This window comes from Paraglaciecola sp. G1-13 (genome assembly GCF_055809255.1).
In genome coordinates this window covers 2,657,859-2,672,338 of record NZ_CM147903.1, presented here as the reverse complement: position 1 = coordinate 2,672,338, position 14,480 = coordinate 2,657,859, and the positions used below count along the sequence as shown (strand labels likewise).

General features: G+C 44.7%; 16 protein-coding genes and 1 pseudogene. 13 read left to right on the top strand and 4 right to left on the bottom strand.

The window, feature by feature from the left end:
• Positions 1 to 90 precede the first annotated feature (90 nt).
• Both AC0L6N_RS11250 and AC0L6N_RS11245 read left to right on the top strand, forming a co-directional pair.
• Positions 91 to 576: a hypothetical protein gene (locus AC0L6N_RS11250; protein WP_473474690.1), complete on the top strand. Its 486-nt coding sequence runs from the start codon at positions 91 to 93 to the stop codon at positions 574 to 576.
• A 123-nt stretch (positions 577 to 699) separates the two neighbouring features.
• The gene (locus AC0L6N_RS11245; protein ID WP_473474689.1) at positions 700 to 1,080 is read left to right on the top strand and encodes a hypothetical protein; all 381 of its coding nucleotides are present in this window, start codon (positions 700 to 702) and stop codon (positions 1,078 to 1,080) included.
• 230 nt (positions 1,081 to 1,310) lie between these two features.
• On the opposite strand, the gene AC0L6N_RS11240 is transcribed toward AC0L6N_RS11245, so the two are convergent.
• Entirely contained in the window at positions 1,311 to 2,519 is a 1,209-nt protein-coding gene (locus tag AC0L6N_RS11240; RefSeq protein ID WP_473474688.1) for an IS4-like element ISPat1 family transposase, read from the bottom strand.
• A gap of 661 nt (positions 2,520 to 3,180) precedes the next feature.
• On the opposite strand from AC0L6N_RS11240, the gene AC0L6N_RS11235 reads away from it, so the two are divergent.
• The 3 genes from AC0L6N_RS11235 (at position 3,181) to AC0L6N_RS11225 (ending at position 4,308) form a co-directional block, all read left to right on the top strand.
• Positions 3,181 to 3,531 carry a hypothetical protein gene (locus AC0L6N_RS11235; RefSeq protein ID WP_473474687.1) on the top strand — a complete coding sequence of 117 codons (351 nt, stop codon included), beginning with the start codon at positions 3,181 to 3,183 and terminating at the stop codon, positions 3,529 to 3,531.
• A 126-nt stretch (positions 3,532 to 3,657) separates the two neighbouring features.
• Complete coding sequence (locus AC0L6N_RS11230; RefSeq protein WP_041713481.1) at positions 3,658 to 3,891, top strand: hypothetical protein; 234 nt, start codon at positions 3,658 to 3,660, stop codon at positions 3,889 to 3,891.
• A gap of 105 nt (positions 3,892 to 3,996) precedes the next feature.
• The gene (locus AC0L6N_RS11225; RefSeq protein WP_473474686.1) at positions 3,997 to 4,308 is read left to right on the top strand and encodes a hypothetical protein; all 312 of its coding nucleotides are present in this window, start codon (positions 3,997 to 3,999) and stop codon (positions 4,306 to 4,308) included.
• A gap of 325 nt (positions 4,309 to 4,633) precedes the next feature.
• Here the strand turns inward: AC0L6N_RS11225 and AC0L6N_RS11220 are convergent, their stop codons facing one another.
• The gene (locus tag AC0L6N_RS11220; RefSeq protein WP_473474685.1) at positions 4,634 to 5,896 is read right to left on the bottom strand and encodes a patatin-like phospholipase family protein; all 1,263 of its coding nucleotides are present in this window, start codon (positions 5,894 to 5,896) and stop codon (positions 4,634 to 4,636) included.
• A 326-nt stretch (positions 5,897 to 6,222) separates the two neighbouring features.
• Here AC0L6N_RS11220 and AC0L6N_RS11215 point away from each other — a divergent pair.
• Positions 6,223 to 6,333, top strand: a pseudogene (locus AC0L6N_RS11215) (glycine betaine ABC transporter substrate-binding protein); the annotation flags it as partial.
• Between the two features lie 163 nt (positions 6,334 to 6,496).
• Here AC0L6N_RS11215 and AC0L6N_RS11210 read toward each other — a convergent pair.
• The gene (locus tag AC0L6N_RS11210; protein WP_473474684.1) at positions 6,497 to 6,838 is read right to left on the bottom strand and encodes a 5-carboxymethyl-2-hydroxymuconate Delta-isomerase; all 342 of its coding nucleotides are present in this window, start codon (positions 6,836 to 6,838) and stop codon (positions 6,497 to 6,499) included.
• 96 nt (positions 6,839 to 6,934) lie between these two features.
• Positions 6,935 to 7,480 (bottom strand): hypothetical protein, encoded by a 546-nt coding sequence (locus AC0L6N_RS11205; RefSeq protein ID WP_473474683.1) that lies wholly within the window; start codon positions 7,478 to 7,480, stop codon positions 6,935 to 6,937.
• Positions 7,481 to 7,739: 259 nt separating this feature from the next.
• Here AC0L6N_RS11205 and tatA point away from each other — a divergent pair, with 259 nt between their 5' ends.
• The 7 genes from tatA (at position 7,740) to AC0L6N_RS11170 (ending at position 14,475) form a co-directional block, all read left to right on the top strand.
• A complete protein-coding gene (tatA, locus tag AC0L6N_RS11200) occupies positions 7,740 to 7,946 on the top strand; it encodes a twin-arginine translocase TatA/TatE family subunit (protein ID WP_041713846.1) in 207 nt (68 codons plus the stop codon).
• Between the two features lie 53 nt (positions 7,947 to 7,999).
• Positions 8,000 to 8,428: a Sec-independent protein translocase subunit TatA/TatB gene (locus tag AC0L6N_RS11195; protein WP_473474682.1), complete on the top strand. Its 429-nt coding sequence runs from the start codon at positions 8,000 to 8,002 to the stop codon at positions 8,426 to 8,428.
• Positions 8,425 to 9,216: a twin-arginine translocase subunit TatC gene (tatC, locus tag AC0L6N_RS11190; protein WP_473474681.1), complete on the top strand. Its 792-nt coding sequence runs from the start codon at positions 8,425 to 8,427 to the stop codon at positions 9,214 to 9,216. Before AC0L6N_RS11195 ends, tatC begins: the two co-directional genes overlap by 4 nt.
• Before the next feature lie 183 nt (positions 9,217 to 9,399).
• Positions 9,400 to 10,854, top strand: a complete 1,455-nt coding sequence (locus AC0L6N_RS11185) for a PhoX family protein (RefSeq protein WP_473474680.1) — start codon at positions 9,400 to 9,402, stop codon at positions 10,852 to 10,854.
• A 137-nt stretch (positions 10,855 to 10,991) separates the two neighbouring features.
• Positions 10,992 to 11,552 (top strand): PEP-CTERM sorting domain-containing protein, encoded by a 561-nt coding sequence (locus tag AC0L6N_RS11180; RefSeq protein ID WP_473474679.1) that lies wholly within the window; start codon positions 10,992 to 10,994, stop codon positions 11,550 to 11,552.
• A gap of 415 nt (positions 11,553 to 11,967) precedes the next feature.
• Positions 11,968 to 12,279, top strand: coding sequence for a hypothetical protein (locus AC0L6N_RS11175; RefSeq protein WP_473474678.1), 312 nt, complete (start codon positions 11,968 to 11,970; stop codon positions 12,277 to 12,279).
• A 75-nt stretch (positions 12,280 to 12,354) separates the two neighbouring features.
• Entirely contained in the window at positions 12,355 to 14,475 is a 2,121-nt protein-coding gene (locus AC0L6N_RS11170) for a TonB-dependent receptor (protein ID WP_473474677.1), read from the top strand.
• The last annotated feature ends 5 nt before the right edge of the window (positions 14,476 to 14,480 follow it).

Genomic DNA, 14,480 nt, shown 5'->3' with positions numbered 1-14,480 from the left:
ACATGGGCTATTGTCGCTGCGCTCAATATTTTAGCCCATTATTAATTGCCGCTTAGGCAAGCGTTACGTTGAAGGAGAAATTCAACCATCATGACTATGAAAGAGGTTTTGCCTATTATCAGCATCTGCATTTCTGTTGCTGGTTTTTGTATGGCTTTCTATGTCATGTTTCGTGATCGAACAAGATTTGATGTGTCAGGCTCGTATAAGGAAAGTTTTGCAAACATGGTCGATGGCATTTACGTGAAGATCGTAAATTCTGGCCGCAGGCCAATAACACTCTATGCGCTTACATTCATTACTAGTGACGGAAAGGATCATAAATTTAGAATTACTAAATCTATTGGTGAGCGGGGCGGCTCCCCATTCGAGAATCGAGATCTAAGTAATCCTTGTTTGAGTGAAAGTCAGTATTTCGAGTTTGTACTTGATAGTACAAATTTTGATTTTGGAACCATTAATTTGGATTTATTGGCTTACGTTAAAATTGAGTCTTCAACTGGTACTTCAAAGAAAATTAGAGGGCTGGCGAGCGAAGTCAAGAAGAATGCACATCATCTCAAGTCACCAACGTAACAAGAAAAGGCAAGAGACGCCCACTCGCTGTCACTTGTTTTGCAAACAACGCAAAAAAACCGCCAACTAGCGTGCGCTCGTGCTTTAGGCGTTAGATTTCCGTGTAATTAAAAGGATGTTTTTTTGAAAAAATTATTATTTCTAGTTGTTATTTTACTCACCGGCTGCGCAACAGTTCACAACCCGTATCCTGAAAACTATTCGGGACCCTCGGCTCTTATCGCAAGCTCCCAAAACAGAATTGATCAAAGTACGGTTGAGCTTTTCTATCTCGAAAAAATAGATAACAAAATGATAGTAAATAGCATGGGAACATCGAGAAGCGCTACTCAAGGCCAAGGTTTTAGTTTTACTACTCAACTCATCGAAACCGCTGTTCCTGTTTTAAGTCAGACCTTCACTATTGTTGGTGCCACTGCACATGCAGCTCCAATTCAGACACTATTTTCTGACAACAATATTGTTCGCGGCAATATAACGTTTACGCCTGAACCCCATACCTAATATGTCGTTGAAGGAGAACTTAGTGAAAGTTACTCAGCTGTATGGATCTCTAATAAAGAATCAGGGGAAGTCATCGGTAAGAAAATAGAAAGCTCAAAGGGTAAGTAAATCTAACAATCACATTAAGTCGCTCGCAGGCTCGCTGGGACAGTAACACGTGGGCGCTGTCGCTTCGCTCCATATTTTAGCCCACGTATTACTGCCCCTTATGTGGGTGCTGGGGGATCCCCTCATAGAATTGGTCTTCCTTCTTTGTGAACCCAGGTAATATATTGGGCGATAGCCCATGTCATTTGAGCTGAGTTCATCCTGTAATCTTTTGCCCTTTTCCTGACTTCTCTGCCTAGTCTAATGATAGATAACACGCGCCGATGACGGATGGTGTTAGCTTGAAATGCTCTTTCCCAGTTTTGCTTCACGGCGATGATACCGAGTAGCCGTAATAGCCATTCTGCGAGCATCGCTATCAGCAGTAATATGTCGAATCGTTTGGTACAGCGACTGTTACTGTGACGCAATCCCATGCCGTATTGAGGGCTTTTAATATCACGGAAGGTTTCTTCTATTTGCATCCGTCTTGCGTAAAGGGAAACCAGCTGTTTTGAGTTAAGTTTATCGTTCTCGGGAAGGTTAGTGGCGAGTAGCCAAGGCTCTTTGCTACCGGCTCGATAGCTTTGCTGGGCGGTGTGATTTCGCCCTGCCTTTGAAGAGCGTTCATCCTTTCGATGTTTGGCCTTTGCTTTGTACAAATGCAGGTGTGCATGAAGCGGGCTTTTGCGACCCAACTCACCACACCCAAGGTATTTGGCGCGAGAATTTGCACTGGGATAAAACGACTTATTACTTTGCCATGATGCTTGCCCATCACGCTTAAATCCCACATCACCGCGCACTCGGCCTAGCCAGAACCATCCATGCTTTTCGACTTCACGAAACCAAGGGTTACGATAGCCTGCATCGGTCACAATCAACGGGCAACAACCCGACGGCAGGATACTCGCCAACTCCCGTAAAAACGGATTATGACTAACAGGTGAATTGTATTCACCGAATGAAAATACGCGCTCATAAAGCGTGACAGAGCGCCCCTGAACACTGACCGATGCACGTAAGGTTAAATGCCTGAGCTGCTCACGCACATCAGACCAATCCACAAGAACAACCGGCATGGGGTTAGCACCGCAAAGTAGCTTTGCGTGCCAACGATAGATGTCGAGCCGTTCAATATGTAGGTTGCTATTACCAAGCAGTCTGTCGATGCGTTTAATGTTGTGTTTCGGGGCCACGGAGCCTGAGATATTGCGTCCTAATTCGGTCAACGACAGTTGCTGGCCATCTAGCAAAGATTGGGTGGCAACCATCAAAGAGGAAAGGCGTTTTGCATGTAGATTAGGGCATTGCTTTTTAAGCAAATCGTGTAAGATATGAATATCACGCATGGTGTTGTTATCTGGTTGGTTTTTGGCGAAATTTATTAGATCAAATGGCGCTATGCGTGTCTATATTATTGTTTCTGCTCATAATTATGAGGGGATTCGTTAGAATGAGGCGTTATACATACTTGAGGGCACCAGCATCTTAATTAGGGCAATAAAGAGCCAGTTAAATCTAAAGCCATATTTCTACTCACAATCAGCTAGAGTTGGAGCTGTTGGTTGTTTGCTTGGTTTTATTTTTGCCTATAACTTGTTTTTTGCTATTGCTTCTCATTTTGGAATTGACTCAGATGTCCCTTTAAGAAGCTATGATAATTTTCTGGTTATGACTGTTTTCGCTTTATGCTCTTTCACACTGTTATTTTCTCTATATATATTTTGTCTTTTGTCAGGTGCCGTTTATTTTGGCATCAAGCTAAAAAAAGGACATTTGAGTAAACAAGAATTTATAAATATTGTGTTCAAAGGTGTCTACCCTCAGAGTTGGCAAAAAGGGTTGTAACTGTATGTATAACAAACAAATAATGGCAGGGACGCGCAAACAGCGCGCGCCCCATATTTGAAGCGTTATGCATCAAATTAAGCTATGAATCGACGACCTTTATCAACAGGACCAGTAGACACTTCTCTCCTATACAAAGGAGTTTATTCGAATTGGGGTTTAGTGTTAATTGCACTAACGTTTTTAGGTTTTGCAATCAAAATTGCAGAGCCAAAAAGTATTATTTTGGCTTTAGTCGGTTTGATTTTTCTCTATATGTTTTTTGATGCTGTTAATGACGGGCTAGAAATATCGGTCATGTATCAAAATATCAGCTGGTACAGAAATTATTGCAACGCAACTTACATTTCAGGTGCGTCAACTGGGTTTCTAATTCCTTTTGATAGTACCCAGCTTATTTCAGTGTTAATAGCTTTACCTGCTCTTATTAATGCAGCTTTAATATGGCCGAAGGTAACAGTGAACACTTATAAAAAGAACTACACCGAACTATTTGGACTTGTTGATGCATAACAAACCAAGTCATCGGAAGACCACTCACTGGCTGCGCCAAAACGTTCGCGTTTTCCGCTGCTTGGGGCGTTAGGTATAGCGCGAGTTTTGACGAGTAATAAATTGAAAGTAATTGGTAAATAACAAATGAAAATGACTGATCAGATTGTTGTAAAAGAAGCAAAGTTTGTTTTTATTATCATATTTCTTGCCATTTCTATTATTACAGCCGTAGGAGTAAGCGTTAAGTACGCTAAATATGGCGTTTTCAAACCCGATGGCTTGTTACTCGCATGTGTTATTTTCATTCCGGTTTTAATTGTTTTTTCGTGGGTATATGCTTACTTTGAAGTTAAAAAAAACCAAAAGTCAAAAAGTTAACTTTGAAAAATATACCTAACAAAAACATTATGGTGGGAATTTTACTCGCTGAAAAGCGCTCTTATGATTCCCATATGCAAAGCGTTATGAGTCAAGGAGGAACCAATGAATTATGCGGATATTTTAACCAAACTTAGCGCTGAAGTTACAGCAGGAAAAGTTACTACTTACGAAGAACTTTCACTGTGGGCATATGAGCATCCAACAGGAACTCAAGCTATTGTTTCAATGTTAAAAGCGGCAGTAAATGAGAACTCAGAAAATGCTATTCTTACAAACCGAGTTGTACCTGAGTCTGGGCGTTTAGCAGATCCAAATGGGCAAATTACCCAGTTATCCAAAGAAGGAATACCGGTTGTCAATGGTATTATCTCGATGCAGGACATTAGAGTGGTTCGTTTCAGTAATGACTCATAACAAACGTTTTAAGTCGTGTGCTGACGCACAATGGGACACAAACACATGGGCCACTTCGCATTATATCCAATGCGTTTGTGCCCCTTAAACGCAAGTCGAATGTCCGCTGTTTGTCTTGAGCGGACTACTATCGAAGTTTCGCCAATGAGCGCTTTTTGCTCATAGCTGTCCGTCAGATGAACTCCAAACCTATTTACCAAATCTGTCAGATCAAATATGAGCTACTACAGATTACAGGTTTGTCTTTGAATCTATAAAACCTGCAAGATCATTCGTTGACGCGTTGAATGACCTTACCCGTTGGCTTCTCAGATATGAGCGATGATTAGGCCGATAAGCGCTGGGGCATGGTCGCTTGTTGGCTCGCGACGAATGCGTCAAGCGTCAGTGCATCGTATTCAGCGTCTTTATCTGCTACCTCTTCAATTACTCGCGCTTCAGGTGCTTTGTTTCTAAGTTCGCTCTTTTCAGGTGGGCGCTCTTGGTGACGAGCTTCGAACGCGACATTACCAAGCTTGTCATAAAGAGCTGCTTGGTCGATGCGATTTAGCTCCGCACTTTTTGGCTGAGCACTTTCTAGCTGAGCTCTTTCTAGTTCAGCTCTTTCAAAAGCATATTGCCCTTGCAAGAAGGCTTTGCCTGCGGCGACACCGATTTTATGATCGTGCTTAAGATCCATATCTGTACTGCCAAGCAATTTACTGTGAAGCCTTTCACCGGCAAAAATTTGCACGATTTCCACGTCAGCTGGTGGGTTGGCAATAAACGCTAATTCTTGCTGATAAGCTTGTTCGTGCTGCACCAAATAATCAATGGTTTTTGGGCAATAGCCTGACGCACAGACCAAGGTTCTCAATTTGTGTACCCAGGCTGATTGTGCTTGAAACTGCGCGTCGGCCGTGCGAATAACCACGATTTTACGCGCACCTCGGTTGTAGGCTTCTATCACGGGTAATGGCGCCGCTAAACCGCCATCTAGGTAAAAGTCTGCTTGCGCCTCGACTGCGCCTGGCTCTTTGGCTGCTGTCGCGTCTGACTCATTCGCTGCAGTAGCACCTAGCCAAGGCGTGAGTTTCACCCCACGCTTGTACAAAAACGGTAACGCGCTAGAGGCTTTTAGCAACTCGCGCCATTGCTGGCTTTCGCCTGTTGGGCTTAAGAAGTACGGGTTACGATCCCGAGCATTGGTCGCGGTAATGTATAACTCACGATCGCCCAAGCTGCGTTTTGCTGTGGTGAAATCAATGGCGCGATTGGCCTCGGTGGTTTTGTCAAAATACCAGTCCAAATCCACTATGTGTTTACCCACTAAACCTCTGCCTAAATGAAAAAAGCGTTTGTGCCGTGATAACCCCCGAATCAAGCGTTTGGCATAGCCTTTTTGCCGGGCCAAGTAGCTAGTCAAGTTTTGCGAGCCAGCCGAAGTGCCAAAAAACATATCAAAAGGGTCGTAGCCTTCTTCTAACCATGCATCGAGTACACCTGCGGTGAATATCCCTCGCTGCCCGCCACCTTCAGCAATCAGCGCGAGCTTAGGCTGCGCAGACTTGTTTAGGTTAATGGCGTTGGTTGAAGCTAGGGATTTCATGGTGACCTCTTATGTTTTTTTGTGATAGTTGCGCTAGAAATTTGATAACGCAATTCTAAACATGGTCGTGGTGTTGCGATAATTGAAAGAATCAATCGCTCTGATTCATAAACTAGAACGGGCAATCAGCCCGTGTTCGAGTAGAACTAAGTGACGTAAAACACTCAATGAAAATTAAACCAAGTGCGCCTCAATCGAATACGCTAGGAGATACCAACCCTTTACTGACCATTTGTTCAAGAATGGCGTAACATTTGGTTTTTATGCTGTCGGGTAATCGGCGAGCTACGGGCGTTTAGGCGAGCAATGGGCGTTTAGATGAGTTACGGGTCTCAAATGACAACGTTGCCCAGCTTGATTATCAGGTCAGCAGAGAAGGGGAGGACATAGACCGCGTTGCTAATGCTTGGTTAAAGGACAATAGCATCTTGAATTAAGCTACGTCCAATCACCTGGTACTAACTCGGGCTATACAAAATAGCCGCTAAATTTAACTCATAGCAGCTATTTTTAATCAAGGCGAGGAGAGCTTGACTCGCTAGGATGAGACCAAACACTGTACTCAAGCGCTCGTTTAAAGGGGCGTCATTACACTTATTCTCAGAACGCAAAATCTACGAAACTGGCCCTGTGTATATCAACTACTTCTACCGATACAAATACACTGTTCAAGGTTAGCTTTTTAAGTTCAGCTAACACAGCGTTAGAGATTTCACTTTTTTGCTCGTCGGTTCTTCCGCTTAGAATATGCGCCGAAATATGTAAAAAGTCCTTTTGCTTGTCGTGTAAACGAAAGCCACTGCGTTTTTCTGTTCTGAGTTTTATCGCCTCTGGCGGAAAGTGACCGCTATTTTTAGCCCCTTCAAAGACGCTGTCCATCAGCGTGTCTTCATTAATTTGTTGTTCTAACGGCGCACTGTATTCGATAACAAAATTTGGCATTCAAGTTTATCCTCTTAAATCATTGGACCGTGTTTTTATCCGCAACGCTCTGTTCAAACTCAGCTGCGATGCTTTTTAGATTAACTTGCGGCGCAGTTATTGATGTGCGTAACGCATTAGCCATTGCTGACGAGCGGTTCGCACTTCAGCGTCGCTTGGGGTATCCCCGCCAGCTAATTCTGTGGCGATTTTTTCGATGAGTTTATCTCTTTCAATGATTAATTTATCGGCGCTGGCGAATAAATCTTCGGCTTGAGGGTAAGCAGCTTTAATCGCATCGATGGTAGATAACTCATAATAAGCTTGCTCTACGGCATCATTAAACATACTGCGCTGGGCTTGAAAAACAACGAAGTCTTTGGCCATATCAGAGGCAATATAGTTGATGTCTTCTTGTGACATATCCGCTTCTTTTGCTACTGCTAGGGCTCTGTCTAACCACTGGGAAATCGCCTCTTCGTCCTGTTCTTGCAGGGCATTCTTGACCCCATCAACTAAATCAGTAGCGGTTAAAATTTGCTGACGCGAGATAACCGGTAGTGTTTCTATTTGAGACACTGGATTTTCAGTTTTCCCTTGATTGGAAAGCCATAGGGTTGCCCCTACCGCGACTAAAACAACGAGGGCGATGATAACTTTCATGTACATACCTTATTAAATAGCGCCGATAAAAAACAAAGATGAGGCGCACTACTCTAGATACACCGATCGTATCACAGATGGTTTGCGGAACATTTAAGAAAAAGTAAACCTATGGAAAATCGGTATTCAACAGATAGCTGACCCAAAGCCGCTTCCACTCGATAGACATGTTAAGTTCATATTTTTGTCACCCCTAGGTCATATTTCGGCGCCATTCTTTTTAGCCTGTAACGTTAAACTTATTTTAAGGAATACAAGCATGAGCTTAAGTGTTTGGCAGTTGGTATTGGTGGCCTTGTTGTTTATTTTGCTATTTGGGCGGGGCCGTATTCCAGCTTTAATGGGCGACTTAGCGCAAGGGATCAAGAGTTTCAAACGTGGGATAAGCGAAGACGAAAGTCAGGACGAGCAGGGCGTTGAAAAAACGTCAGGCGAAACCCTAGAGAAAAAGTCTCCTACTCTGTGAAGCACTGCCTTTTACTTTGAAAGTACTGTCTACCTTGTTTATCGGAGCGAAAAATGTTCGATCTAAGTTGGTTAGAGCTGAGCTTTGTTGCTGCTTTGGCGTTGATTGTTATCGGCCCAAAGGACTTGCCCAAGCTGTTTAGCATGATGAGTCACGTGATGAATAAATCTAAACGTATGCTCAACGATGTTAAGGGCAGCGTTAAGCAGTTGGAAAACGAAATAAATATCAGCCAAGGGCAACAGAGCAATCATTGGAAGGACTATCTTCCTGAAGAAATTCAGCACCTGCCAGATGATTTCACCCCTGGCTCTATGTCTGCTGAGGATCACCGTTTAAGGCGGCAAGCTCATCACGCTGCCAAAGTAGCAGCGCAAGCCAAACAGCAGCACGACAGTGAGCTTGGAGGAACAGATAATATTAGTGCGGCGAAGGTGCAAACTATAAAATCTGCCACGCAAAACAAAAAGGAACAAGCATGAGTAGTGCAATGGATGCCAATAAAGCCCCGCTGCTAACACACCTTATCGAACTTAGACGTCGCTTACTGTACTGCTTTGGATTTTTTGCTCTGATGTTTGGTGTATCGTATTTTTTTGCTGAGCAAATATACCAATTTCTACAACAACCTTTACTGCAGATCTTTGGCCCCGACAGTGGTCGGCGAATGATTTACACCGGCTTGCATGAAGCGTTTTTTACATACCTTAAACTGGCATTCTTTAGCGCAACGTTTTGCACCTTGCCCATCACCTTAATTCAAGTTTGGAAGTTTATTGCCCCCGGTATGTATCAACGCGAGCAAAAAGCCCTTTCACCGCTTTTTATTGCCACGCCCATTCTATTTATAGGCGGCGCGGCACTGGCTTTTTATCTGGTCATGCCATTAGCGTGGGAGTTTTTTATTAGTTTTGAATCACTAGGCCAAGAGGATGGGATCAGCGTCGAGCTGGAAGCAAAAATGAGCGAGTACTTAGCCCTAGTGATCCGATTGATCCTCGCCTTTGGCCTATGTTTCGAATTGCCTGTGTTGTTGTTGGTGCTCGCCAAAGCGGGGGTGGTGGACGCCGACATGCTTAAAACGTATCGCAAACATGCCATAGTATTAGTTTTCTTTATCGCCGCTTTGATTACCCCACCAGATTTGATTTCTCAAATTGTATTAGGAGTGCCAATTTTGCTGTTATACGAGCTGTCAATTGTATTGATAAAGCGTAGTGAGTCAGACAAAAAGCACCTACAGCAAAAACAAATGGGCCCGTCTATTTAACGACTGGGTGTGTGTCATTTTTACGCCACAAATTCGACATAAATACGCCATAAAAGCATCCTTAAATCGTAAGAAAAACGCTAACAAATTGTAATCTAATATCGCTAATTTAGTGCTTGCGGGGTTGTCGTCAACGCGCTGTTGAACCTTTGAATAAATAAAAATTAATCCTTAGGAGATACCATGTTAGACCAAGATTTAGGACCAGTAAGCGAAGAGAAAATCGAACCGGCATTTAGCCGTAGGCAAGTATTAAAAGGCGGCTCAGTGGCTGCGGCCAGTACGGCATTTATGGCGTTATCCAGTAAATCACAAGCGGCATCTTTGCCGTTTAGCAGCGCTTACGGCCCGTTGTTTCCTACTGCTGATAAAGCGACAGGCCTAATGTTGTTATCACTGCCAGAAGGGTTTGAATACACCTCATACGGATGGACAGGTCAAGTTCAAGCCGATCGATTACCCACACCAACGGATCATGACGGAATGGGCGTAGCGGCTGTAAAAGGTAATGTTATCGCACTGGTACGGAACCACGAATGCTCCGAAGGAGAAGGCTTTCCATCATCTCCCAGAGGGAATCGCGGTGTCTATAATGAAGCACAAAATGGCGGTACCTCAACCATCATGTTTGATGTACTAAAGGGTGAGTTTTTATCTTCTTATAACAGCCTAGGTGGAACGATACGCAATTGTGCTGGTGGTGTTACACCTTGGGGCACGTGGATGTCATGCGAAGAGACTTTTCATGCCTGGAACGCAGGTCCTCAGGGCGTTAACCATGGTTACGTTTTCGAAGTCCCAGGGTTTGGTATCTCAGATGGACAACCTATCCGTGAAATGGGGCGTTTTTCTCATGAGGCTGCAGCGGTTGACCCAGCCACAGGTTTTGTTTATGAAACGGAAGATGCAGGTTCGTCTGCTTTTTATAAGTTTGAACCAGCAGGTCAGTGGGGAGATTTAAAATCAGGCGGTAAACTGTATGCGATGGTTGTAAACGATCAACCACGGGTTGACTTACGCGGTGGTTTGGTCGAAGGCACGGTGTGGGACGTGACGTGGCAAGAAGTGCCAGATCCAGATGCCATGAGTGAACGTTGTTTCGACCAAGCATTTAACGCCGCCATCATAGAGCGCGGAGAAGGTTGCTGGTACGACGACGGTAAAATTTATTTCGTTTCTACCTCCGGTGGCGCAGCTAATCTTGGTCAGGTGTTCTGCTATGACCCGCGCAAGGAGACAGTCACCATATTGTTTGAATCACGAGACGCGCTCACCCAAGTTGATGGTCCAGATAACATCGCTATCAGCCCACGTGGCAACATGCTGTTATGTGAAGACGGCGGCTCTAATCCTAAGCGCCTTGTGGGGTTAACTAAATCGGGTGACATCTTTCCATTTGCTGAGAATAACATTGCGTTAGACGAAGGTGACTTAGCCTCTATCGACAGCATTTATCCTGGCACTCAAGCTAATTTTTGGGACTCGGTGGGGGAGTCAGTTGACGGGAGCGCTCGTCGCAGCTTCACCAGCCGCGAATGGGCAGGGGCGTGTTTCCATGGCCGCTGGTTGTTTGCCAATGTGCAGTCGCCAGGCGTCACGTTTGCTATTACGGGCCCTTGGGAAAACGGCGCACTGTAGGGGCTAGCTGACTTGCACCAATTCTCAATCTCAATGCTTTTTATCTGTAGGCGTTGGTGGTCATCATCAGCGCCGTTGGCACGAATGCATATCTATTCATTGGTGCCAGATGCAGGGTCTATTTAAGGAATTACACTATGAAACGCTATTTTACTCTACTTCTGATGACAGTGGCTTTATGCACAAGCACACTGGCTTCGGCATCCATTATTGCTCTACCAAACGATGGGAACGTGTCGGATTCACTGATTGGTGACAGTGGCTGGCTTAATGAAGATACGTTCGGGGATGCACTAGACTTCGTCACTTTTGACGTCAGCAAAGATTCCCTTCTATCAATAACAAGCTCAGCGTTAATCAACTTAGGTCTGAGTGTTTATCAAGGCAGTGTAGTCAATGATTTTGCCGTCCCTTTTTCAAACGGTGGCGATTTTACTGATCTATTTGGTGACTTACATTTCATCGCGGGTAATAACCCTTTTGTGCCGGGTCTAGGGGGTAGCTTAACCGATATCGCTTTAACCGCTGGCTCATACACCTTAGCGGTTGGCGGAAACGAAGGGTTCTTTGATACCTTCACAAATTATGCTTACAACCTAAGCGTAACGCTGGATGAAGTGCCTGTCTCTGCGCCAAGTAGCTTATTTGTGTTAATGCTTGGCTTTGCGGGCGTTGCAGCTAGCCGTAAACGTTCATAAATTGCCGCTATTGCCGCTATTGCCGCTATTGCCGCTAAGTAAGTTCAAATGAGACGATGTGTAGGGCACCAGTAAAAGGTGCCCTGTATTGGGCAGCGACTCAGTTCACAACGGAGTTACGAAGCTAACTTAGCTAAGATTTCGCCCGTTCTGCAAAAGACCGCGTCAGTATTTCAACAGAGGCGCTGTGCTCATAGACTATTGCTTGGTGTGCTGCTTTTGCACAAGAGACCGCCGTTCTCATTGTCTAATCGTCCATCGTTTCGGTGAATAAACACCCCAAGACCGATAAAATCTAGCCGTTATGCGTTAGGTGGCTAATATTTCCGCAAGTAACGAGCAGACTTTGTAACAAAGCACGTATTAAGTGGATGTTCGCTCGACCCCTAAAATGATAAATGATACGTTATAACATATGTCGCATTATTCATCCCCTCGAACCCCAATCAAACCCATGATGCTGAAATATAGCGTCGTGTTTTTGTTGTTGTTTTCGTTTGCCTCGAACATTGCTTTTGAATGGCACGACACGTCTCATTTGGTGCAAGTTGATAATCACTGTTCAGTTTGTGTGGCATTTGATGATTACGACTGTCCGTTAGCGTTTTTTTCACCCCCGTTATTTGACGTTTCTCTTGCAGGAGATACGACTAAGTTAATTATCGCACACATTATTCTGCCGTTTAGTAAAACGGTTGGTAATCGCGATCCCCCCTCAGATTATTAGCTTACTCATATCAACTTAATTGGCCGAGTTTCATATTGAAAACCGGTGTGTATTCATGCTCTCAAGAGAAAATCAATGAAAACAAAACACTCAACTGTGTTAATCGCGGTATTAGCTGCGTTAACGTCAATGGCGCACGCCCAAGAAAAGAACTTACACAAAGATGAAGCGGACTTAGAAACGCTACTTATCACTGCATCACCTATCAGTAAAACGGTACTGCAATCCAGTACGCCAGTGTCTATTTTAAGTGGCGAGGAATTAGACCAAAATCAGGCCGCTACCTTGGGGGACACCTTAAGTAATGTGCCGGGTGTGCATAGTTCGTACTACGGACCGGTGGCAAGTAGCCCAATTATTCGTGGCCTAGATGGCCCTCGTATTAAGGTAGTGCAAAATGGTTTGGACGCATCCGACGCCTCTCGAGTAGGGCCTGATCACCAAGTTGCCACTGAAACCTCCACGGCCAGCCAAATTGAAGTACTAAGGGGGCCTGCAACCTTACTTTACGGCAGTGGTGCCATTGGTGGTGTGGTTAACGTGGTAGATAACCGTTTGCCAGCCCAGCGCCAAGAAGGACTAACCGGTGAGGTATTCGCCCAATACGACAATGTTGCAGATGCGAAAACGGTATCTACTGATTTGAACATGGGAACTGGGGATTTTGTGTTTCATGTTGACGGCTACAATCGCGACACCGACGATTATAAAATTCCTGTGCCTGGCAATGTGGATGATGAAGGTGGTAGCGGCGAATTAGATAATTCCTCCGTCAGTGCTCACGGTTTTAACTTAGGCGGAGGGTGGATCACCGATGATACGCGCGTTGCATTGTCTTACGGTCGCATGGATTCAGAATACGGCTTGCCCGTAGAAGAAGACGTTTACATTAAATTGAAACAGGACCGCTACCAGGCTGTTGTTGATTGGAAAAACCTTGATGGTTTCTTTGAGGCGGTACATTTTCAAAATGGCTTCACTGATTACCAGCACACGGAATTTGAAGGTGAAGAAGTAGGCACCACCTTTAAAAATAAATCGGTGGAATCGCGCTTATGGGCGGATCATCAAGAAGTGGCTGGCTGGAAGGGGGTTATGGGTGCTCATTATAACTACAGTGATGCCTCAGCGCTGGGTGAAGAAGCCTTTTCGCCCCCCACCAAGACTAATTCAATCGCCGCATTTGTCATGGAAGAGCACGAATCAGGGCCGTTACTCTGGCAACTAGGCGCAAGAGTTGAAACCCTGACCCATGAGGTTGATAACAGTTTCTATGATCAGCTAGACACAAATAACAGCATCGGTTTTAACGATAAAGATTACACCTCGTTCTCAGGCTCAGCCGGTGTAGTGTGGAGCCTAAATGAGCATCACTCTTTAGCGTTCAATTATGCCTATTCCCAGCGGGCGCCTTCAGCCTCTGAAATGTTTTCATACGGCCCTCATGTGGGCTCGCAAACCTATGAAATTGGGGGCGGTTTTAACATCGATGAGCAAAACGGTGTTTACAGTGTTAATCAGGCACCTAGCAGTCTAAACAAAGAAGAATCTAATAATATAGATTTGACGTACCGTTACCAAAACGACACATGGAACGCCACCGCAAGCGTATTTTACAACCAAGTAGGCGATTATATATTCGAGCAAAGTACTGGCTTAGTGTATGCCGGTGGTGAACTAATCACCGCAGAAAATTATGCTGCAAATGTGGCATTAAACGGCGAATATGAAGAAGAAACCGATGGATTGTCTGTTATCAACTTTGAGCAACAAGACGCCAAATTGTATGGCTTTGAAGCCCAAGTTGATGTGCACATGACTGAAGCGCTGCGCTGGGAAGTCTTCAGTGATTATACCCGTGCAGAGTTGGATGAAGGGGGCAACGTGCCGCGAATTCCACCGCTGCGGGTCGGTAGTTCGCTGCATTATGAGCAAGGCAATTGGCACGGCGAAGTCGAAGTGGTGCGCAACAGTAAACAAGATAAAATTGCTGCGTATGAAACGGACACAGACGGCTACACCATGTGGTCAGCTGCAGCGAATTACTATCTAGCGCTTGATGATCTTGATATGACGTTCTACTTAAAAGGCAGCAATTTAAGCAATGAAGAGGGACGAGTGCATTCATCTTACGTAAAAGATGAAATACCTCTGCCTGGTCGCTCGGTCAGCTTTGGTGTTAGGGCGAGATTTTAAGTTAT